This is a genomic window from Candidatus Eisenbacteria bacterium, assembly GCA_035577985.1.
In the GTDB taxonomy this organism is placed as follows: domain Bacteria; phylum Desulfobacterota; class Binatia; order DP-6; family DP-6; genus DATJZY01.
Genome location: DATJZY010000147.1, coordinates 67,260 through 86,727, shown reverse-complemented (window position 1 = coordinate 86,727; position 19,468 = coordinate 67,260). Strand labels below are relative to the sequence as shown.

The 19,468-nt window shown below is 71.6% G+C and carries 21 protein-coding genes; 4 read left to right on the top strand and 17 right to left on the bottom strand.

Features of this window, described 5'->3' with window-relative positions; all coding sequences use genetic code 11:
- Window positions 1-5 precede the first annotated feature (5 nt).
- Both VMS22_21520 and VMS22_21515 read right to left on the bottom strand, forming a co-directional pair.
- Window positions 6-695, bottom strand: a complete 690-nt coding sequence (locus tag VMS22_21520) for an alpha/beta hydrolase-fold protein (GenBank protein ID HXJ36625.1) — start codon at window positions 693-695, stop codon at window positions 6-8.
- Window positions 692-1,513 carry a crotonase/enoyl-CoA hydratase family protein gene (locus VMS22_21515; GenBank protein ID HXJ36624.1) on the bottom strand — a complete coding sequence of 274 codons (822 nt, stop codon included), beginning with the start codon at window positions 1,511-1,513 and terminating at the stop codon, window positions 692-694. The genes VMS22_21520 and VMS22_21515 overlap by 4 nt, the downstream gene beginning before the upstream one ends.
- A 118-nt stretch (window positions 1,514-1,631) precedes the next feature.
- On the opposite strand from VMS22_21515, the gene VMS22_21510 reads away from it, so the two are divergent.
- Window positions 1,632-3,434, top strand: a complete 1,803-nt coding sequence (locus VMS22_21510) for a GAF domain-containing sensor histidine kinase (protein HXJ36623.1) — start codon at window positions 1,632-1,634, stop codon at window positions 3,432-3,434.
- Window position 3,435: 1 nt separating this feature from the next.
- On the opposite strand, the gene VMS22_21505 is transcribed toward VMS22_21510, so the two are convergent.
- The 3 genes from VMS22_21505 to VMS22_21495 all read right to left on the bottom strand — a co-directional run bounded on the left by VMS22_21505 (window position 3,436) and on the right by VMS22_21495 (window position 5,962).
- Window positions 3,436-4,230: an ABC transporter permease gene (locus VMS22_21505; protein ID HXJ36622.1), complete on the bottom strand. Its 795-nt coding sequence runs from the start codon at window positions 4,228-4,230 to the stop codon at window positions 3,436-3,438.
- Entirely contained in the window at window positions 4,227-4,985 is a 759-nt protein-coding gene (locus VMS22_21500; GenBank protein HXJ36621.1) for an ABC transporter ATP-binding protein, read from the bottom strand. Before VMS22_21500 ends, VMS22_21505 begins: the two co-directional genes overlap by 4 nt.
- A 209-nt stretch (window positions 4,986-5,194) precedes the next feature.
- Window positions 5,195-5,962, bottom strand: coding sequence for a lysophospholipid acyltransferase family protein (locus VMS22_21495; protein HXJ36620.1), 768 nt, complete (start codon window positions 5,960-5,962; stop codon window positions 5,195-5,197).
- A gap of 82 nt (window positions 5,963-6,044) precedes the next feature.
- Between VMS22_21495 and VMS22_21490 the strand changes: the two genes are divergently transcribed.
- Both VMS22_21490 and VMS22_21485 read left to right on the top strand, forming a co-directional pair.
- Complete coding sequence (locus tag VMS22_21490; protein HXJ36619.1) at window positions 6,045-6,419, top strand: VOC family protein; 375 nt, start codon at window positions 6,045-6,047, stop codon at window positions 6,417-6,419.
- 16 nt (window positions 6,420-6,435) lie between these two features.
- Complete coding sequence (locus VMS22_21485; GenBank protein ID HXJ36618.1) at window positions 6,436-7,161, top strand: carbonic anhydrase family protein; 726 nt, start codon at window positions 6,436-6,438, stop codon at window positions 7,159-7,161.
- Window positions 7,162-7,194: 33 nt separating this feature from the next.
- Here VMS22_21485 and VMS22_21480 read toward each other — a convergent pair whose 3' ends face one another.
- The 11 genes from VMS22_21480 to VMS22_21430 form a co-directional block, all read right to left on the bottom strand.
- The gene (locus tag VMS22_21480; protein ID HXJ36617.1) at window positions 7,195-9,378 is read right to left on the bottom strand and encodes a right-handed parallel beta-helix repeat-containing protein; all 2,184 of its coding nucleotides are present in this window, start codon (window positions 9,376-9,378) and stop codon (window positions 7,195-7,197) included.
- Between the two features lie 33 nt (window positions 9,379-9,411).
- Window positions 9,412-10,383, bottom strand: a complete 972-nt coding sequence (locus tag VMS22_21475; GenBank protein ID HXJ36616.1) for an NAD-dependent epimerase/dehydratase family protein — start codon at window positions 10,381-10,383, stop codon at window positions 9,412-9,414.
- Window positions 10,380-11,585 carry a CoA transferase gene (locus tag VMS22_21470; protein ID HXJ36615.1) on the bottom strand — a complete coding sequence of 402 codons (1,206 nt, stop codon included), beginning with the start codon at window positions 11,583-11,585 and terminating at the stop codon, window positions 10,380-10,382. The genes VMS22_21475 and VMS22_21470 overlap by 4 nt, the downstream gene beginning before the upstream one ends.
- A 6-nt stretch (window positions 11,586-11,591) precedes the next feature.
- Entirely contained in the window at window positions 11,592-12,026 is a 435-nt protein-coding gene (locus VMS22_21465; protein HXJ36614.1) for a PaaI family thioesterase, read from the bottom strand.
- A 2-nt stretch (window positions 12,027-12,028) separates the two neighbouring features.
- Window positions 12,029-12,526 carry a helix-turn-helix domain-containing protein gene (locus tag VMS22_21460; protein ID HXJ36613.1) on the bottom strand — a complete coding sequence of 166 codons (498 nt, stop codon included), beginning with the start codon at window positions 12,524-12,526 and terminating at the stop codon, window positions 12,029-12,031.
- Window positions 12,527-12,595: 69 nt separating this feature from the next.
- Entirely contained in the window at window positions 12,596-13,261 is a 666-nt protein-coding gene (locus tag VMS22_21455) for an HAD-IA family hydrolase (GenBank protein ID HXJ36612.1), read from the bottom strand.
- Window positions 13,261-14,523 carry an MFS transporter gene (locus tag VMS22_21450; GenBank protein HXJ36611.1) on the bottom strand — a complete coding sequence of 421 codons (1,263 nt, stop codon included), beginning with the start codon at window positions 14,521-14,523 and terminating at the stop codon, window positions 13,261-13,263. Before VMS22_21450 ends, VMS22_21455 begins: the two co-directional genes overlap by 1 nt.
- Window positions 14,520-15,329, bottom strand: coding sequence for an enoyl-CoA hydratase-related protein (locus VMS22_21445; protein HXJ36610.1), 810 nt, complete (start codon window positions 15,327-15,329; stop codon window positions 14,520-14,522). The genes VMS22_21450 and VMS22_21445 overlap by 4 nt, the downstream gene beginning before the upstream one ends.
- A gap of 9 nt (window positions 15,330-15,338) precedes the next feature.
- The gene (locus VMS22_21440; protein ID HXJ36609.1) at window positions 15,339-15,998 is read right to left on the bottom strand and encodes a nitroreductase family protein; all 660 of its coding nucleotides are present in this window, start codon (window positions 15,996-15,998) and stop codon (window positions 15,339-15,341) included.
- Between the two features lie 18 nt (window positions 15,999-16,016).
- Window positions 16,017-17,339 carry an aminopeptidase P family protein gene (locus tag VMS22_21435; GenBank protein HXJ36608.1) on the bottom strand — a complete coding sequence of 441 codons (1,323 nt, stop codon included), beginning with the start codon at window positions 17,337-17,339 and terminating at the stop codon, window positions 16,017-16,019.
- 21 nt (window positions 17,340-17,360) lie between these two features.
- Window positions 17,361-17,636 (bottom strand): YciI family protein, encoded by a 276-nt coding sequence (locus VMS22_21430; protein ID HXJ36607.1) that lies wholly within the window; start codon window positions 17,634-17,636, stop codon window positions 17,361-17,363.
- Between the two features lie 59 nt (window positions 17,637-17,695).
- Here VMS22_21430 and VMS22_21425 point away from each other — a divergent pair, with 59 nt between their 5' ends.
- Complete coding sequence (locus VMS22_21425) at window positions 17,696-18,073, top strand: hypothetical protein (protein ID HXJ36606.1); 378 nt, start codon at window positions 17,696-17,698, stop codon at window positions 18,071-18,073.
- Here the strand turns inward: VMS22_21425 and VMS22_21420 are convergent.
- Window positions 18,021-19,376 (bottom strand): MFS transporter, encoded by a 1,356-nt coding sequence (locus tag VMS22_21420; protein ID HXJ36605.1) that lies wholly within the window; start codon window positions 19,374-19,376, stop codon window positions 18,021-18,023. The two genes, VMS22_21425 and VMS22_21420, sit on opposite strands and share 53 nt — an antisense overlap.
- Window positions 19,377-19,468 lie beyond the last annotated feature (92 nt).

The following is a 19,468-nucleotide window of genomic DNA, read 5'->3' as shown; positions in this document are numbered from 1 at the left end:
ACGGCTCACGCCGCGGCGCCGAGAAACCAGTCGAGCGCGTCTCCCATGAAGCCGGCGCGCGGCCAGTGGATGCCACCCTCGTCGACGCGGAACTCGAGCGGGTAGCCGAGCCGCGTGAGCGTGTCGCGCATCGGCAGGGCGACGTGCTCGAACGGGAAGAGCTGGTCGTGCGTGCCGTACTCGAGAAAGACGCGCGGCTTCGGGTCGTCGGCGCGGAGGTTCTGCGCGTCGATCGCGAGGAACCCCGCCGCCCAGGCCATCACGGCCGCGAAGATGCGCGGGTTGGAGAGCGCGATTCCGAGCCCGTAGCTGGCGCCGTCGGAGAAGCCGATGAGCGCCTGGCGCGCGGGATCGATCCGGAAGCGGCGGTAGACGGCGTCGAGGACGAGACCGAGAAAGGCGAGGTCCTCGCCCGGGCCGCCGGCGATGAGATCCCACGTCATCTCGCGCGAGCGCGGGACGACGAAAACGGCGTGGCGCCGGTCCGGCTCGTCCTTGAGGCCGCGCGCGATCATCTCGTCCTGGCGGCCGGCACCGTGCAGGACGACGACCAGCGGGTAGGCGCGATCCGGATCCGGGGTGGTCGGGGCGAGCACGTAGGCCGCGTGCTCGCCGTGCGTGATGCGCCCGAGGCCACCGCCGGCCGGCGGTCCCTCGGGCTCGGCGAACGCCGCCTTCAGGGCGAGGCTGTTCATCGTCCGGTGAAGCTCGGCCGTCGTTTCTCGAAGAACGCGCTCACCGCCTCGCGGAGGTCGTCGCTGGCGAGGAAGGCGGCGTTCCAGGTGGCGACGAAGGCGAGTCCGTCCTCGACGGTCTTGCCTTCGCAGTACTTGAGCACGCGCTTGGTGCCCTGCACGGCGAGCGGTGAGTTGGCGGCGATGCGCACGGCCATGTCGAGCGCGGCCGCTCGTGCGCTCGTCGGGTCGGGGTGCACGGTGTTCACGAGGCCGATCGCCCGGGCGCGCTCGGCGTCGAGGTCGTCGCCCGTGAGCGCCAGCTCGGCCGCGATGCCGCGCCCGACGATGCCCGGCAGACGCTGCAGCGTCCCGACGTCGGCGACGATCGCCATGCGCGTCTCGCGCACCGAGAAGCGCGCGCAGGCCGACGCGATGCGGACGTCGCAGGCGGTGATGAGGTCGATGCCGCCGCCGATGCACCAGCCGTGGATCGCCGCCACGACCGGCTTCGGGCAGTCGGCGACGGCCGAGATCGAGCGCTGCAGCCGTGCGATCTCGTGCATCGCCCGCATGCGCTGCGCGGCGCCGCTGGCTTCGCCGTCGCCGCCGGCACCGATCGTGCCCATCATGCCGGCGAGATCGAGGCCGACGGTGAAGTGATCCCCGCGCGCTGCCAGCACGATGACCCGCACCTCGGGGTCGGCGCCGAGCGCCGCCATCGCCTGCGGCAGCTCGTCCCAGAAGGCGGGGCCCATGGCGTTGCGCCTTGCGGGGTTCGCGAGCCAAAGCGTTGACACGCCGCCGTGGCATTCGGTCTCGAGCACGCTGTAGGTCATGATGCTGATTGACACACTGCGCGTAGCCGAGACAAGCTCGATCCTGGATGCCCGCGCCCGCGAATCCCCGTGGTACGGTAGCGCGCGTCGCCCTGGTGCCGCGCGACGCCGGCGTCGCATGAGCGGGATCGAGCAACAGCTCGAGCAGGCCTACGCTGCCGAGACGGCGCGCCTCGTGCGCCAGCGCCTCGGCATCGTGACGCCGCTCTTCGTGCTCCTCATGGGAACCGGCGTCGCTTTCGAATGCATCGTGTTCCCCGAGCGGCGGGGCGCGGTGCTCGGCGCATGGGCCGTCGAGTCCCTCGCCATGATCCTCACGCTGCTGGCGACGCGACTGCCGTGGCTCGCGGAGCGGCCCGGCGTCGTTGCGGCCGTCGGGGCGGCGACGATCAGCGCGCTCATCACGATCTATCACGTCGTCGTCGCCGCCGATCCGATGCGGCTCGCGATGACGCTCACCGCGTTGCTGAACGGCCTCGCCGTGCTCCTGCCGTGGGGACCGCGCGTGCAGGCCCTGGCCTCGATCCTCTCGCTCCTGGCCGTCGGCATCCTCGCGCCCATCCTCGCGGCGCCGAGCGACGCCTGGGTGCTGTGCGGGATCGGCGTCGGTGTCGCGTCGGTCACCTCGACGGTGGGCGCGTTCCTCCTGGACCGCTACCGCCACGAAGCCTTCCGCCGCGCGAGCCTGCACGCCGAGGAAGCCGAGATCTCCGCGACGCTCCTGAAGGTCAACGAAACGATCTCGACCCACCTCGGGAACGAGGATCTCCTCGTCTACGTGAACCGCCTCGCCGTGGAGACGGTCGGATGCGACTGGAGCAGCACGTTCCTGTTCGACGACGGGCGCGGCGTGTACCGGCTGGCGGCCAACGTCGGATCGCCGGACGCGGTCCGGCAGACGCTCGACCAGATCGAGTTTGCGCCCGACAGCCTGCCGCTGCTCCAGAGCTTTCGCGCGGGCACGCTCGTCGAGATCCAGGATCCCGAGCGCCAGGCGCTCGTCCCGCCGAACCTTCTGCGACGGACCGGGGTCGCGTCGGCGCTGTATGCGCCGATCGGTTGCGGCGACCGGATCGTGGGCGTGCTCGTGAACGGCTACCACACGCGCACGGGCGCGTTCTCGGCGAAGCAGCGGCGTCTCACGCTCGGCATCGCGCAGGCCGCCAGCGTCGCGCTCGAGAACACGCGCCTCATCGTCGATCTCCAGGCGGCGAGCCGTCTCAAGTCGGACTTCGTCGCCACCATGTCGCACGAGCTGCGGACGCCGCTCAACGTGATCATGGGCTACAGCGAGATGCTCGCCGAGGGCGTGTACATCCCCGGGACGGCCGCCTGGCAGGAGACCCTCGAGCGCATCCAGCGCGCGTCGGTCGAGCTGATGGACCTCATCACCGCGACGCTCGACATGGGGCGGATCGAGGCCGGCCGCGACACCGTGATGCTGGGACCCCTCAGCCTGGACCAGATGTTCGGCGAGATCTCGCGCGAGGTGGAGCCGCTCGTGCCGGAGGGCGTGCGCTTCGGGTGGTCGAACGACCTGCGGGACGAGGTCGTGACGACCGACGGCGGGAAGGTGAAGACCGTCATCAAGAACCTGGTCGGCAACGCGCTCAAGTTCACGACCGCGGGCGCGGTCGAGGTGACGGCGCGCGGCCGCGACGATCTGCTCGTGCTCCAGGTGCTCGACAGCGGGATCGGCATCGCCCCCGAGCACCTGCCACTCATCTTCGAGATGTTCCGTCAGGTCGACGGGTCGAGCACACGGCGGTACGGCGGTGTCGGGCTCGGGCTCCACATCGTGAAACGGCTGGTGACGCTGCTCGGCGGCTCGATCGACGTCGAGAGCGCGCCCGGCAAGGGGTCGATGTTCACGGTCACGATCCCCGTCGGCCGCGCGAAGCAGCGCCTGGGCGCAGCCTGAGTCACCGCAGCTTCGGGAGGGAGCCGCGCTCGAGGGCGCGGCGGAAGTTGCGCGTGACGAGCGCGGCGGCGAGCGCCAGGTAGACGACGTTCTCGGCCGTCGCGACGGCGAGCTGGGCCGGTGGAAGCACTCCGGTCGCGATGACTGCGCGCATGCCTTCGAAGACGTGGCTCAGCGGCAGCGCGCCGGCGATCTGCTGGAAGGGGGGCGGGAGGACGGCGACGGGCCAGAACACCGCCGAGAGCGGCATCACCAGGAACGGCATGCTGTAGGCGACGATCATCCAGCGGCCGCCGAAGCGCACGATGACGGAGAGCGCGACGAGCCCGAGCGTCCAGCCGAAGCACACGAGGTTGGCGGCGAAAGGCACGAGGCTCGGGCCGAGCGAGAAGAGGTCGAAGGCGTAGAGCGGCCACGCGACGAGCGTCATGGCGCCGAGGGTGAGCAGCGCCTTCACGGCGCCGACCGCCATGGTCGCGGCCCCGAACTCGCCGACGGTGAGCGGCGAGGCGAAGAGCGTCACCACCGAGCGCGCCCAGACGTCGTCCAGGAACGACACCGACACGTCCTGCGCGGCGCGCAGGAAGACGTTCCACAGGATCGCGGCGCCGACGAACACCGCGATCGCGTTCGGTACGTGCGCGCCGGCGTTGATCACGTAGAGCGTGAGGAACGCCCACACCGCGACGTCGACGAGCGGCCAGTACACCACGTCGAGCACCCGCGACGGATCGCGGCCGACGAGGAGCAGGTAGCGTAGCGTGAGCGCGCCGACGCGGCGCAGATGGCCGGTCATCCGAGCCCCTCCCGGGCGAGCTTCAGGAACACCTCCTCCATGGCCGCCGCGTCGAGCGAGGCGGTGCCCAGGACCTGGCGCGACACCTCGAGGGGTGTGCCGTCGGCCACGACGCGACCGCGATGCAGGAACGCCACGCGGTCGCACATGAGCTCGACCTCGGCCATGTTGTGCGAGGTGTAGAGCATCGAGAGGCCGCGCGTGCGCCGGATCTCCTGCAGCACGCGGCGCGTCTTCTCGGCGACGTCGGGGTCGAGGCTCGAGGTCGGCTCGTCGAGCACGAGCAGGTCGGGCTCGTGCAGGAGCGCCCGCGCGACGCCGGCACGCGTCTGCTGTCCGAGCGACAGGTCGCCGAAGCGCTTGCAGAGGAGCTCGCCGAGCTCGAGCGCACCCACCGTCCGCTCGATGGCCGTGCGCGACACGCCGTAGAGCGCCGCGTAGACGCGGAGGTTCTCGGCCACGGTGAGGCGCCAGTCCATGAGCGCCTCGGGCGACGCGAACCCCACGCGGCGCAGCGCCTGCTTCGTGCCGTCGTGTGGATCGCGGCCGAAGATGCGCACGCTGCCCGCGCTGGGGCGTACGATCCCGAGCAGGATGTGGAGCGTCGTCGTCTTGCCGGCGCCGTTCGGGCCGAGCAGCCCCAGCACCTCGCCCGCGCGCACGTGGAACGTGGCGCTCTCGAGCGCGGTCGTGTGCGCGAACCGTTTGGCGAGATCGCGAACGTCTACGGCTAGCGTGTCGGGTGACGGCGGCAAGCCCGCCCGTCTAGCGTGCGGAGCGCTGGGCGTCCAGGGCGCGCTCGCGGTGCTGTCGCGCCGGGAGGTCGTGGGCACGGCTTCGGCTTCGGCTCCGCCGCGCGACAAAACACATGATGCGTCATGGCCCGCCATTGCGTCGCGCCGCTTCGCAGGCGCCTCCGCCGTGCCCACGACCTCCCGGCGCGACGACGCGCGCGCGCTCGACGCTAGCGCGAGCCGCTGGCGGCCGCGGCGTCTGGAACGGGGGAATCCTGGCCGAGCTCCTTGGCGAAGAGGTCGCGCGTGGTGCTGGCCACGAGGTCGGTGGGGAGGTCGGCGAATTCGCCGTAGGGGATCTCGTCGAGGACGCGGATCCTGATGGCGTGGTGCCCGCGCAGGACGAAGCCGTGCTTCGGGAGGGCGTCGGCCGTGCCTTCGATCACGATCGGGAGCAGCGGGACGCCCGCACGCTGCGCGAGCGTGAAGGCGCCGTGCTTGAAGCTGCGCAGGCGCCCGTCCTCGGAGCGCGTGCCTTCCGGGAAGATCATGAGCGAGCTGCCCTCGGCCAGGTGCGCCTCACAGGCGCGCATCATGCTCGCGATGCTCTCGGGGCTGCCGCGGCGCAGCTTCACGTAGTGGTTGAGAGCCATGTTCCAGCCGATGCACGGGATGCGGAACATCTCGGCCTTCGACACCCACTTGAAGTGCCTGAAGAGGCGGAAGAGCACCAGGATGTCGAGGAACGACTGGTGGTTCGCCACCATGACGTACGTCGCACCGGGTCGGATGCGCTCGCGTCCCTCGACCCGGACGCGCCAGAGCGGGTTCGTCCACGAGTAGAGCGACGCCCAGAAGCACGTGAACAGGTGCTGGATGCGGAGCTGGCGGTCGAACGGCGCGGTCGCGAGCCACACGAGGAGGGCGATGGGGAAGAGGACGATCGAGCTCACGACGATGAACGCCCAGAAGGCGAGCGAGAAGACGCCGAGCAGCATCCGCGAGCCGTGTACCACCCGCGATCCGGTGGGTCGAGCCGGGGCATTGAGCCAGCGCGCACCGTGTATTACAGCCCGCAGCATGATCGCCCGGCGCGTCGACCACGTCTCGTTCGCGGTGCGCGACCTCGCGCGCTCGCTGCGCTTCTACCACGACGTCCTCGGGCTCGAGCTGGCGCCGCGGCCCGAACTCGGCATCCCGGGCGCCTGGCTCACGGCCGGCGACGCGCAGGTGCATCTCATCCAAGTGCCCGACGGGTTCGACGCCGGTGCGCCGCCGCCCGCGCTCAATCCCGCGGCGAGCCACGCCGCCTTCGGGATCGACGACTACGGCAAGGCCCTGGCGGCGCTGCGCGCGCACGAGCTCGAGGTGCTCGAGTTCGGCGAGGCCAGCGGCCAGATGTGGGTGAAGGATCCCGACGGCTACATCATCGAGCTCATCTCCATCCGCCGCTAGGCGAGAGAGGGACGACATGCGCATCCGCCGACCCACCACCGCAGCGCTCCTCGTCGCCGGCCTCCTTCAGGCGGGCTGCGCCTCGCACAAGCCCGCGACGCCGGCTCCGGCTCCGACCGTTCCGGCCCTGACGAAGGACGCGCAGGCCGCGATCACGCCCGCCGAAGCGCTCCAGCGCCTCCGGGACGGCAACGCCCGCTTCGTCGCCGGCACCGCGCTGCATCGCGATCTTCGTGCACAAGTCGCGGAGACGAGCGGAGGTCAGTACCCGTTCGCCAGCGTCCTCGGGTGCATCGACTCGCGCGTGCCGCCCGAGCTGGTGTTCGACCAGGGCATCGGCGACATCTTCAGCGCGCGCATCGCCGGCAACTTCGTCGATCCCGACCTGCTCGGCAGCCTCGAGTTCGCCTCGAAGGTCGCGGGCTCGAAGCTGATCCTCGTGCTGGGACACACCGAGTGCGGGGCGATCAAGGGCGCCTGTGACGACGTGAAGATGGGGAACCTGACCACGACCCTCGCGCAGATCCGTCCTGCGGTCGCCGCGGTCCGCGGCGTGCCGGGCCCGCGCGACTCGAAGAACAAGGCGTTCGTCGAGGCGGTCACGCGCGAGAACGTGACGCTCACGATGCAGGCGATTCGCCACCGCAGCCCGATCCTGCGCGCCATGATCGACGCGGGCGAGGTCGGGCTCGCGGGGGGGATCTACGACGTGAAGACGGGGGCCGTCGCGTTCGTCGAGTAGGTGCGCGAGGTCGGAGGCGAGGCTTCGGCCTCCCTACTCGTCGCGGAACTGCGAGCCGTCGTTGCGCAGGGCGGGCGCCTGGTGCGTGCTCTGCCAGCAGGCGCCGCTCGACGCTTTCAGCTGTACCGTCACCCGCGGGTCCTGCGCGAGCGGCATCGAGGGCGTCTGCAGGCGATCGCCCTTGCCCTTCAGCCGGATGTTGGCGCGGCCCGCGGTGCCGCTTCGCAGCGTGATCGCGAGCACGCCGTCGGGGGTGAGGTCGCGATCGGCGTACTTGAAGCCGAGGTTCGCGAGCGCCTTCCAGCAGGCCTTGCCGTGACACGTGCCGCCCGCCGGTACCGTCGCCCGCACGACGAGCCCCGGCGTGCCGCCGGTGGTGTCGTAGATGCACAGCGCGTACGTCGTGCCGCCGCCGGCCGGATCGCCGAGCTCGGCGAGCGCGGTGTCGCCGTGGGTCCACTTCCACACGAGCCGGCTCCTGGTCGGATCGCCGGCGACCCGCTTCACGATGACGCTCGCCGAGGACGGGTCGTGGCAGCCCGTCGCGGGCCCCACGGTTCCCACGCACGCGCCCGCGCCGTCGCACCCATCGCCGACGGTGCACGGATCGCCGTCGGCGCACGCCGAGCCGGCCGGCTCGACGGCACAGCCCGGATCGCAGCAGTCGCCCGCCGCGAGGTTGCCGTCGTCGCACGCCTCGCCCGCGGTGACGATCCCGTTCCCACAGCGCGTGGTGGTGCAGTTCGTGTCGCACCCATCGCCGTCGACGGCGTTGCCGTCGTCGCACTCCTCGCCGGGATTCGGCACACCGTCGCCGCACGTGACCTCGTCGGCGCCGACGTCGACGCGCGGGCCCGAGACGCGCGGCGCGCCGTCCAGGTCGGTCTCGCCGGCGGCGGCGACGAAGGCGGGGTCGCCCGCGTTGATCGCGGGCGAGGTCGCACCGAGGTGCACGTCGCCCGCGGCCGGGTTCGCGAGCAGCGGATCGGCGAGCTGCGAGTGCGCGTCGGCCCCGGTGCCGGCGCGATAGGCGGCGAAGGTCGCGTACTCGGTGCCGTTCCACACGAAGGTGGCGACCGAGCCCGGTGCCCACCAGAGGTTGTAGTCGAGCTGATTGCCAGTGTTGCCGGCGTCCGAGTCGACGAGGCGGCTCGCCGCCGCGCTCGCGAAGACGTTGTTCGCGACCACGTTGTCCTCGGCGAACTGGATCCAGAGCTGGGCGAAGCCGGTGCCGAGGGTGTCGTTGCCGACGACGGTGTTGTTCGTGAAGCGGCAGTCGCGCACGCGCCCGACCGAGCCCGCGAAGCCGCCGAAGGCGAGCCCCGCCTTGTCGTTGGCGAACAGCACGTTGTCACGCACGACGACGCCGGTCGCCTCGATGCCGGCATGCTCCGCGCCCACCTCGAGGCCGATGTCGCTCTCGGTCACGACGTTGCGCTCGATCACGATGTCGCGCCCGCCGTCGACGTAGATGCCGCCGGCATAGCCTCCACCGTAGCTCGAGCGCGCACGCTCGACGCGGTTGCCGCGGCATGCGCCGTTGCGCGCGACCTTCGTGCGGTCGGGCTGGATGTCGGTCTCGCCGCCGATGAAGTCGATGCCGATGTTGTCGACGTCGCGGACGACGTTGTTCGTCACCTCGAAGCGCTCGACGTTGCCATTCAGCGTGAGGGCCTCGCTCGGCGCCGGCTCGCAGTCGTGGATCGTGTTGCCGTCGATTACGAGGTCCGAGATGGACGTCGTCGCGGTGCCATAGACGGTGATGCCCATGGCGTTCGAGCCGCGCATGTCGTGGATGTCGTTCTGCCGCAGCTCGACGTGGGAGCCGGCGCCGACGACGCGGATGCCCGAGCCGTCGTGCAGGCCGGTGTTGTTGCGGATCTCGAAACCGGCGATCCGCACCCAGCTCTTGTCCTCGACGAGGATCATGTCGTCGCCGGCGACCCCGGTGCCGTCGAGGATCGGGTGCTCGCCGGGGAACGCCGTGAGGGCCACGTGGCCGAGCGTCGCGTTGCCGCTCGCCGGCAGCACGAGCTTCTCGAAGTACGGCGTGGCCTTCTCGCGGACCTGCACCGTGTCGCCCGCCGTCGCGACGTCGAGCGCCGCCTGGATGGTGGTGAAGTCGCCACCCGCCGCCGCGACGACCCAGGTCGTGGCCCAGACGCCGCTGGCCCCGAGGAGCACGAGCAGCGCGGTCGTCCGGACGAGGCGACGCATCGACGAAGGCATCCCAGAGCGCCGCTCGCGCTGTCAATCGCGGGTCACGAAGGCGAGCGTCGCCGGCAGCGCGTCGCGAAACGGCGTCGGCGCCCAGCCGAGCTCACGGCGGGCGCGCGCCGCGTCGGGCCGTGTTCCCGATTCCAGGAACGTCAGCTGCCCGCGCGGGATGAGCGGCGGCTTCCGCGTCGCGCGGGCGACGAGCTCGCCCGCCGCCGACACCGCGTGCGCGACGGCGCTCGGCAGGACGCGCGGGACCTTCGCGGCGGGCGCGACCTCGGCGACGGCGCGCGCGATGGCGACCAGCTCCCAGTACGACTCCGAGAGGATGTAGCGACTCCCCGGCGCCCGCTCCTCGGCGAGCACGTGGCCGGTGCCGACGTCGGGCGCATAGACGAGCGGCAGGCCGCCCGGCAGCAGCATCGGGATCTTTCCCCGCACGAGGTCGGCGATGAACGCGTTCAGCCCCGGTGATGCGGCGGGCACGGGGCCGTAGACCCCGGACGGGTGCAGGAACACGGCGGGGAGCCCGCGCGACGCGAGCTCGACGACCAGGCGATCGGCGTCCTGCTTCGAGCGCTGGTAGGCCGTCGCCTTCGGCATGGTCGCGATCGTGCCCTCGTCGAAGGGGACGCCGGGCACGCACGCGAACACGTCGATGGTGCTCGTGTAGACGAACTTCGTGACCCGGGCGGCGAGCGCCGCCTCGGCGACGAGGCGCGTGCCACCCACGTTGACGCGCGCGAACGTCGACGGATCGGCGAGCCACTGCTCGGGGAGGCCGGCGGTGTGATAGACGACCGTGCAGCCGTCGACGGCGCGCCGGACCGACGCCGCGTCGGTGACGTCGCCCTCGACCAGCTCACATCCGGTGGGCAACAGGACTCGCCCGCGTTCGAGCGATCGCACCAGCGCCCGCACCGCGCGCCCGCGGCGGACGAGCTCGGCTGCCACCGCACCTCCCACGATGCCCGTGCCGCCGGTGAGGAGGACCCTCCCGCTCACGGAATCGCGCCCTTGTCCTTCAGGGCGGCGATCGCTTCCCAGTCGAAGCCGAGCTCGAGCAGGACCTCCTCGGTGTGCTGGCCGCACTCGGGCGACGGTCCGCCCGGCGCCCAGCGCGTGTCGCCGAAGTCGACGGGCGTGGCGACGCCGGGCGCGCTCGTGCCGTCGCCCTGCGGTACGTCGACGAAGGCGCCGGAGGCACGAACCTGCGGATCGTCGAGCGCCTCGGTCGTGGTCTGCACGGGTGCCCACCACATGCCGGCCGCGTCGAGACGGCGTCCCCACTCGGCGAGCGGGGCGGTGGCGAAGATCGCATCGAGCAGCGCGACCAGCTCTCGGGCATGATCGCGGCGCGCCGACATGGTCGCGAAGCGCGCGTCGGTGAGCCACTCGGGACGGTCGACGGCGCGCACGAGGTCGGGCCAGTGCCGCTGGCCCTGAAGCCCGAGGAGCCAGAACCACCGGTCGTCGGCCGCCTTGAACGGGCAGATGACCGGGTTCGGCATCTCGTGGCGGCGCAGTGGCGTCGCGTTGATGCCGAGCCGGAGCGCGGCGTTCGTGTCCCAGCCGAGCACGAAGAGGCCGATGCGCAGGAGCGAGGTGGTGACGAGCTGCCCGCGACCGGTGCGCTCGCGCGCCAGAAGGGCGGCGCTGATGCCGCCCGCGAGCGAGATGCCGGCGGTGTGATCGCCCATCGCGCCGCGCTGGAAGGGCGGCTCCGCGCCGGCAGGCGTCAAGGCCGCGGCGATGCCGGCACGCGACCAGAACGCCCCGATGTCGTAGGACGGACGATCAGCGTCGGGCCCGCTCTCGCCGTAACCCGTGACGCGCCCGTAGACGAGGCGCGGGTTGCGCGCCGCGAGCGTCTCGTAGTCGAGCCCGAGGCGCGCGAGCGCCGCCGGGCGGACGTTGGTGACGAAGACGTCGGCGTCGCTCAGCAGCCGGTAGGCGATCTCCCGCGCTTCGGCGACGCGGAGATCCAGGACCACCGAGCGCTTGCCCCGGTTGTCGAGCTCGAAGGGCGGATTCGCCGGCAGCTCGACGCCGGCGGCCGTGAGATAGAGACCGCGGAAGGGATCGCCCGTCGGCGGCTCGATCTTCACCACCGTCGCCCCCCAGTCGGCGAGGACGCCGCTCGCGGAGGGGCCGGCGACCCACACGCCCAGCTCGACGACGCGAATACCCTGGAGCGGACCCGCCATCGTGTCCTACGGCGCGACCTGCCGCTCCTGATAGAAGAACTTCCCCCGCGAGCGCGCCAGCAGCTCGCCGCCTTCGCGCACGCGGGCCTCGATCTCGACGTAGCGCGGATGCGCGTCGCCGACGATCTCGGCGTCGATCTCGAGCGGGACCTCGACCGGCACGGGTCTGTGGTAGCGCACGACGAGCTCCCCCGTCACCACCCGCCGGTCGATGACGAAGACGGCCGCGGCGCAGGACACCTCGTCGAGGATCGTCGCGACGATCCCGCCGTGGGCGATGCCCGGCGCACCGTGAAACCGGTCCGGAATGCGGTACGCGGCGTGCACACGACTCCCGTCGCGGCGAAACCGCAATTGCATTCCGGCCGGATTCGTCGGCGAGCAGCCGAAACATCCGCCGTCCTCGGGGAAACCGAGCTCGACGCCTTCCGGCGCGGGCACGCTCAGGCGTTCCGGATCGCCGAGATGGTGGCCTCCATCACGACGAGAAACGCCTCCCGCTTGGATTCCGGAAGCCCATAGTAGAGCTTGATCACCCGCACGAGCTCCGGGTTGGGCGAGAGCTGGGTCCTCTTGAAGTTCGGCCCGACCGGATGCACGGGCGTCCCCGGATCGTCCGGGAGCCGCAACACCTCCAGGTGCTTCATGAAGCGTCGCACGTCGTCGGTGAGCATCCCCGGCTCGATCTGCTTGAGGGCGTGGGCCAGCGCCAGGTTGATCTTCATGATGCCGACGAATGGTGTCGAGAGGCCCCGTCCGCCCTCGAACCGACTCACGGCACCCTGGCTCACTCCAGCCGCACGCGCCACCTGCTCCTGCGACAGGCCAAGGAACTCGCGCACGCGTCGGACGTGTGCTCCGAATTCCGTGATCCACTGTCGCCACGTCTGCTTGCCCGTCGTCCCCCGTCCGGGCGACGAGCGCACCTTTCTCTGTGGCATCATTCCCTTGGCGACCTCCTGCCGCGGTTTAACCCGAAATTCACGCCCCGTTCCAGCCCGTCGAGGCGATCACGCAACCAGATCGTCAACGTGAAGTTCGGCGAGACTCGACACCACGAGGTCGGCATGGGCGTAGCGGCGTCGATCCATGCCCGGATCGGGAACGGCCACCACGTGCATTCCCGCGGCACGCGCGGCCTCGACACCGGCCGGCGCATCTTCGATGACGACGCACGCGCGGGGCGACGCCCCGAGCGCCTCGGCCGCGACCAGGAAGATGTCGGGCGCGGGCTTTCCGCGCCCGATGCGGGGGTCGTCCCCCACCACGACGACCGAGAAACAGCGGAACCAGTCGCGGTGGCGAATCGTCTTCAGGTCGAGCATGGCACGGGTCGAGCTGGTGGCGAGCGCGAGCGGGACGCTGCGGGCGGCGAGCGCACGGGTCAGCTCGCGTGCACCCGGCATCGGCTCTGCGGTGGGCATGAGCGTCTCGAACAGGACGGCGCGCTCCTCGAGGTACGCCTCGGGGGTCATCGGGAGGGCGAGCGCCTCGACCAGATAGCGCGCGGAGTCGAGCGCCGGCCGCCCGATCATGTTTCCCTTGACCGACCAGTCGAACGTCTTGCCGAAGCGGGCGACGATCTGCTGCGTGGCCTCCGTGTAGAGGCGCTCCGTGTCGAGGAGCACGCCGTCCATGTCGAAGATGACGTGCGTGGCGGGTCGCGGCAGGCGCACTAGTGCGCGTCCTCCGGCGAGATGGATTCGAGCTCGCGGCGATGCGTCTCCGGCAGCGTGAAGAGCAGGAGCGCAGCCCCGAAGCAGGCGATCGAGAGGCGGCTCGCCATGCGCGCGATGTCGCCGGGTCCGCTCGTTCCGAACCCGACCAGGGCGAGCCCGCCGGCCCAGCCGAGCGTCAGCACGACGGTCACCCATCCAGCCGACGTGCCGCGGTGCGAAGTCGGGAACAGCTCGGTCGAGAGCGCACGCACGATCACGCCGCCCGCCGTATCGCAGAAGACGAACCCGGCGAAGCCGAGCGGCAGGGCCCACGCGGGCCCGTTGTAGAAGAGGACCGCGAAGATCGGGAAGACCGCGAGGAAGCCCGCGCCCACCCGGCGACGGCCGACACGATCGGCGAGATTGCCCGCGACGAGGTTGCCGATGATGCCGAGGCCGCCACCGACGAGGACCATCGTCGAGTACTGCGCCGGCGTCCAGCCGTGCGCGGTCAGCGCGAAGTAGCTGCTGAACTGGAACACCGCCACCTCGCCGAGGCCGAACAGGAGCGCCACCCCCGCCATCGCCGCGGCGCGACCGGGATGCGTCCGCGCGAGCGCGACCAGGGGGCCGATCCAGTCGTGCAGGCGCCCGCGCGTCGTGCGGTGCGCCGCGTGGTCACGGAAGCGCTTCGTCTCGGGGATGCCGCCGCGGAACCAGGTCCAGAACAGCACCGGGAGGATGCCGACCGCGTACAGGAAGCGCCACCCGTACGGCAGGCGATCGATCATCGCGAACAGGATGGCGCCGAGCCCGTGCCCGCACGCCGAGAGCGCGCCGAGCAGTCCCATCGCCCAACCGCGGAAAGCCGCGGGGAACTCCTCGGTGACGATCACGATCGCGACCACCGAGCCCGTGACGAGCGCGGTGCGGGTCGCCATCTGGACGGCGACGAACTCCGCGGTCGTGCGGACGAACGCGGTCGCGAACGTGAGTAGGCTCGAAGCGATCACGCAGGCGAGGAACACGTGGCGGCGCCCGAGCCGGTCGGCGAGTGGCGCCAGCACGAAGGCCGGAATGGCTCCGAGGCGGATGAGACCGAGGGTGCCGCCGAGCTCGTGCTCCGAGATGTGGAGATCCTCGGCGATGTACTTGAGGGCCGAGGTCGCCATCGAGAGGTCGTACGACTCGAAGAAGAGCGCCAGCGATACGAGGCCGAGCAACGCCATGAGGCGCTCGTCGACCGCCGGCGGCCGACGAAGCCAGGGGATGCGCGTCACCGGCCGCGCCAGACCGGGCGTCGCTTTTCGACGAACGCGCGCTGACCCTCGCGGGCGTCCTCGGTGGCCCGCAGGGGACGGCCGATCTCCTCCTGCCGGCGGTACGCATCCGCCAGCGCGAGGTCGCGGAGCTCGCGCACGCCCCGTCGCGTCGCCTGCACGGCGAGCGGAGCGTTGCCGGCGATCGCATCGGCGGTCTCGAGCGCCACGGCGAGGAGGTCCTCGGGCAACGCGACGGCGTTCACGAGGCCGATCTCGCGCGCCTGCTCGGCCGAGATCGGACGTCCGGTCAGCAAGAGTGCCTGCGCATGCACCCACGGGATCTGCCGCGGCAGGAGCACCGTCGCGTTGCCCGTGGGGTAGAGACCGCGCGCGACCTCCTCGAGGGCGAAGGTGGCGTCGGGCACGGTGAAGCGAACGTCGGTCGCGAGCATCAGGTCGAAGCCGACGGCGCGGCAGTGGCCGTTCACGGCGCAGACGATCGGCTTGCCGACGTCGAAGCCCGCCAGGATCGCGACCCCGACGTCGCGCAGGGCGGCGAACGTCTCGTCGTCGACCCGCTCGCCCCGCGCCAGGCGCTGCGAGGCCGGGATGGTCGTCTTCATGTCCATGCCGGCGCAGAAGACGCGCTCGCCCGCTCCGGTGAGGACGACGGCGCGGATGTCGGCGTCGCCCTGGACGCGCCGCCAGGCGTCGGCGAGTCCGCGGATGGTCGGTGGGTCGAGGCTGTTCGCCTGGGCGGGACGGTCGATCGTCACCACCGCGACGTGCGGATGCGCGGGCGGAAGCTCGAAGCCGACGGACACGACGCAGGGTCAGGCGCGGTGGCGGCCCCAGGTGTCCCAGTGCGTCGAGCGGTCGGTCGCGAGGCGCTTGGCGGGCTTGAAGTCGGTGCCGGTGAAGTAGGCGACCGGGAAGAGCGCGGTCTGCGTCACGTGGTCGGGAATGCCGAGGATCTTCGCCGCCTCCTGCTCGTGGAAGAGGTGCAGGGTCGTCCACGCGGTGCCGAGGCCGCGCGCCCGCGCCGCCAGCATGAACGACCAGGCCGCGGGCAGGATCGAGCCGTAGACCGACGCCTGCGCCACCACGCCGGCCTGCTCGATGCGGCCCTCGATGCACGGGATCACGTGGACCGGCGCCTCGTGCATGTGCTCGGCCAGATAGCTCGCCGAGTCGATCACGCGCGGCATCTGCTTCGTGCGCAGGTCGCTCTCCTCGTAGGTGGCACGCATGGCCGGATTGTTGGCGTAGAACTCGAACGCCTTGCGGTAGAGGTCGGCGAGCGCGCGCCGCTTGCCGGCGTCGGTCACGACCACGAAGTGCCAGCCCTGCGCGTTCGAGCCGGTCGGGGCCTGATAGGCGATGTCCAGGCACTGCCGGATCAGCTCGGCCGGCACCGGGCGCTTGAAGTCGAGGCGCTTGCGGACCGAGCGCGTCGTGGTGAGCAGATGATCGGTGGTCTTGAGGTCGAGCATGGGATCTCCTTCGCTGGATCAGTAGGCGTGCTCGCGCAGGCCTTCGAGCTCCTCGATCTGCTTGGGGGCGGCGGCGGAGAGCACCTCGCCCCCGCTCTCCGTCACGTGCACGTCGTCCTCGATGCGGATGCCGATGCCGCGGAACTCGTCCGGCACGTTCTCGGCGTCGGCCGCGATGTAGAGCCCCGGCTCGACGGTGAAGACCATCCGCGGCGCGAGCGGGCGCGGCGCCTCCCCGATCTTGTAGCGGCCGACGTCGTGCACGTCGCGCCCGAGCCAGTGGCTCGTACGGTGCATGTAGAAGCGCTTGTACGCCTCCTTCTCCACGATCTCGTCGACCGTGCCTTCGAGGAGCCCCATGGTGACGAGCGCCTCGCAGAGGACGCGGAGCGCGGTCGTGTGGATGGCCTCGAGCGTGACGCCCGGCTTCACCGCGCCGATCGCTGCGAGCTGCGCCGCGAGCACGGCCTGATAGCAGTCGCGCTGCGCGGGCGTGAACCGTTTGCCGATCGGCCACGTGCGCGTCACGTCGGCGCAGTAGCCGGCGCGCTCCGCGCCGGCGTCGATCAGCAGGAGATCGTCCGCGCCGAGGGGGCAGTTGTTCGCCGTGTAGTGGAGCACGGTCGCGTTCGCGCCGCCGGCGACGATCGACGGATACGCCCACCCGGTCGCGCCCCGGCGGCGGAACGTGTAGTCGAGCAGCGCTTCGATCTCGTACTCGAGCATGCCGGGCCGCGCCGTCCGCATGGCTTCGCGGTGCGCCTCGCAGGCGATGCCGATCGCGTCGCGCAGGCGCGCGAGCTCGTCCGGCGTCTTGAAGAGGCGCTCCTCGTGCAGGATCTCGTGCGCGTCGAGGAGCGCCGTGGGTCCGGTGCCGCTGCGGGGCCGGTCGGCCTGCGCACGGCGGACCGCGGCCAGCAGTCGTTGTGCGAGCGCGTCCTGGCGCGAGAGGTCGAGCCACACGCGCTCGCTCTTGGCGAGCCAGCGCGGAATCTCCTTCTCGAAGTCGCCCTCGGGAAAGGCGACGGCGGCGTCGTAGTCGGCGACCGCGCCCTCGACGCCGGCGCGCGGCCCCACCCAGATGGCGCGCTCGGGATCGCGCGGCGGGACGAAGAGGGCGTACGGCTCCGCGTGGCCCGGCGCGAGCACGGCAACGCAATCGGGCTCGCCGAGCCCGGTCACGTAGTCGAAGTCGCTGTCCTGGCGAAACGGATAGTGGACATCGCCCGAGCGCAGGCGCTCGGAGCCGGCCCCGAGCAGCATGACGCCGTCGCCCATCGCCGCGCCGATGCGTGCGCGGCGCTCCTGCAGCACGCGGCGGACGTCGGGCGAGAGCGACATGGCGAGCCTTGTAGCCGTGCCTCAGGGCTCGGGAAAGACCTGCGCGAAGGGCTTCACCTCGACGTGTCCGAACACCCCTTCGGTGACGTATGGATCCCGCGCGACGATCGCCCAGACCTCGGCGGCCGATTCGGCTTCGAGGACGATCAGGCTGCCGGTCTTGTCGAGGAAGGGGCCGGAGATCTTCACGCGGCCGGCCTCCGCCAGCGGCCGCAGGTGCGCCAGGTGCGCCGGCCGCACCGCGGGACGCTTCGCGGCACCGTCGGGCGCGTCGTGTCCGATGATGACGTACAGCATGCGGCCTTAAACCTTGCGACGGACGGGCGAGGCAAGTACGGTCGAGGGAGACGGCTCCGATGCCCGACCACTCGCACCTGATCGACTTTCCCGAGGCCCTCGACGCCTTCTTCGCGCGCGTGGGCGAATTGAAGCTCGCGCTCGGGCCGAAGGGCGGCGCGGACGTCGGATACATCGAGACGCTCATCGCCGAGGGGCTCGCCGCGCGCGAGCGACGCGATCACACGACGGCCATCGCTCGCATCGTGCAGGCGATGCAGCGCCTCGCGGAGCTGGCGAGCGAGAGCGGCGCGCCGGATGGACCGATGCTCCGCGCGATGGCCGAGCGATTCCGTCAGGCGATCGGCCAGGCCGATCTCTCGCAGGCGAAGGAGGCGGCCGAGGTCATGCGGGAGCAGTCGGGGAGTCGGCTGGTTCCGAAGAAGGATCGGCGCTGACGCGCCAGGCGCCGACGACGCCGAGCAGCGCCAGCGGCACGAAGGCGGCGAACACCCAGAACGCGACGGTGCGCACGACGTCCAGCGGCGCGCCTTCGGCGAAGCCGAGCGCGTTCGCGACCATGCCGCTCGCCGCCGCGCCGACCGCGTAGCCGATCATCTGCAGCGTCGGCATCGCCGCCGAAGCGCGATCCCGCTCGCCCTCGGGTACGGCGGCGACGATCCGCCGCAGCAGGAACGCCCAGCAGATGCCGAAGCCGGCCCCCTGCAGCGCCGCCCACGGGACGAGCGCCCACACCGGTCCCCGCGGCATGGTCATGGCGAGCCCGACGATCCCGGCCGTCACGAGGAGGGCGCCGCCCCGAATGAGCGCCGGCTCGCGGCGCTCGGGCGCGCGCGCGACGGCGATGGCGGCGAGCGTCCAGGCGACGGACTCGATCGCCACGATGAAGCCGCACGTGATCGCCGCGACGCCGAAGAGCTTCGTCATGAGGATGGGCGCGTAGACGGTGAACGACACCGTGGCGGTCGCGAGCGACGCCACCATCACGTACCCGGGCCCCCACGTCACCGCGAAGCTGAGCGGTGTGGGCGGAAACAACCGCTCGCTCGCGTCGCGCTCGAGGCGAAGGACGAGCCACAGCGCCACCAGGCCGACCGCTGCGAGCGCCATCATGGCACCGACGTCGGCTTGCACGCCGGCCGCCGAGATGGCGAGAACGCCGGCGCTGAGCGCCGCGATCTGCCGGCCGGGAAGGGTGCTCCCGCCGCCCCCCGCTGCCGTGCCGCGCCCGACGAGCATGGGCGTGAGCGCGACCAGCAGCACGCCTTGCACGGCAAACGCCCAGAAGGCGCCGCGCCAGAGCCCGATCGAGGCGAGGGCGCCGCCGACGAGCGGGCCGATCAGCGCGGAGACCCCCCACACGCCCGACACGATGGCGAGCACCCGTGGCCACAGGTGCTCCGAAAACAGCAGCGTCACGCCGACGTACGAGAGCGCGAGCATCGCGCCGCCACCGAGCCCCTGCACGAGCCGGCCGGCGAGCATCACCGGCATGCTCGGCGCGAGCCCGCTCGCCACGCAGCCGGCGACGTACACGAGCGCCGCCGCCGACATGGCGCTCCGCAGGCCCACGCGCGCGGTCGCGAGGCCGGTCGCGGCGCCGGCCACGATCGAGCCGAGCTCGTAGAGCGCGATCGTCCAATAGACGAACGGGAGGCCGCCGATCTCCGCCACCGCGCTCGGCATGACGGTCGTCGTCACGAGCGCATCGGCCGCGTGCAGCCACACGCCGAGCGACACCAGCGCCACCAGCGGCCAACGGGGCTCGGAGACGGTCAAAGCTGGACGAGCGGAGCGACCAAGATGCGCCCGCTTACGGCGCGGCCCGTCGC

Bases quoted from the DNA above. Each gene is read 5' to 3' on its own strand.
- VMS22_21435 (HXJ36608.1), bottom strand. From the start codon at position 17,339: ATGTCGCTCTCGCCCGACGTCCGCCGCGTGCTGCAGGAGCGCCGCGCA.
- VMS22_21505 (HXJ36622.1), bottom strand. From the start codon at position 4,230: ATGACCGGCCATCTGCGCCGCGTCGGCGCGCTCACGCTACGCTACCTG.
- VMS22_21510 (HXJ36623.1), top strand. From the start codon at position 1,632: ATGAGCGGGATCGAGCAACAGCTCGAGCAGGCCTACGCTGCCGAGACG.
- VMS22_21490 (HXJ36619.1), top strand. From the start codon at position 6,045: ATGATCGCCCGGCGCGTCGACCACGTCTCGTTCGCGGTGCGCGACCTC.
- VMS22_21425 (HXJ36606.1), top strand. From the start codon at position 17,696: ATGCCCGACCACTCGCACCTGATCGACTTTCCCGAGGCCCTCGACGCC.
- VMS22_21520 (HXJ36625.1), bottom strand. From the start codon at position 695: ATGAACAGCCTCGCCCTGAAGGCGGCGTTCGCCGAGCCCGAGGGACCG.
- VMS22_21495 (HXJ36620.1), bottom strand. From the start codon at position 5,962: ATGCTGCTCGGCGTCTTCTCGCTCGCCTTCTGGGCGTTCATCGTCGTG.
- VMS22_21480 (HXJ36617.1), bottom strand. From the start codon at position 9,378: ATGCGTCGCCTCGTCCGGACGACCGCGCTGCTCGTGCTCCTCGGGGCC.
- VMS22_21515 (HXJ36624.1), bottom strand. From the start codon at position 1,513: ATGACCTACAGCGTGCTCGAGACCGAATGCCACGGCGGCGTGTCAACG.
- VMS22_21460 (HXJ36613.1), bottom strand. From the start codon at position 12,526: ATGCCACAGAGAAAGGTGCGCTCGTCGCCCGGACGGGGGACGACGGGC.
- VMS22_21440 (HXJ36609.1), bottom strand. From the start codon at position 15,998: ATGCTCGACCTCAAGACCACCGATCATCTGCTCACCACGACGCGCTCG.
- VMS22_21485 (HXJ36618.1), top strand. From the start codon at position 6,436: ATGCGCATCCGCCGACCCACCACCGCAGCGCTCCTCGTCGCCGGCCTC.
- VMS22_21470 (HXJ36615.1), bottom strand. From the start codon at position 11,585: ATGGCGGGTCCGCTCCAGGGTATTCGCGTCGTCGAGCTGGGCGTGTGG.
- VMS22_21430 (HXJ36607.1), bottom strand. From the start codon at position 17,636: ATGCTGTACGTCATCATCGGACACGACGCGCCCGACGGTGCCGCGAAG.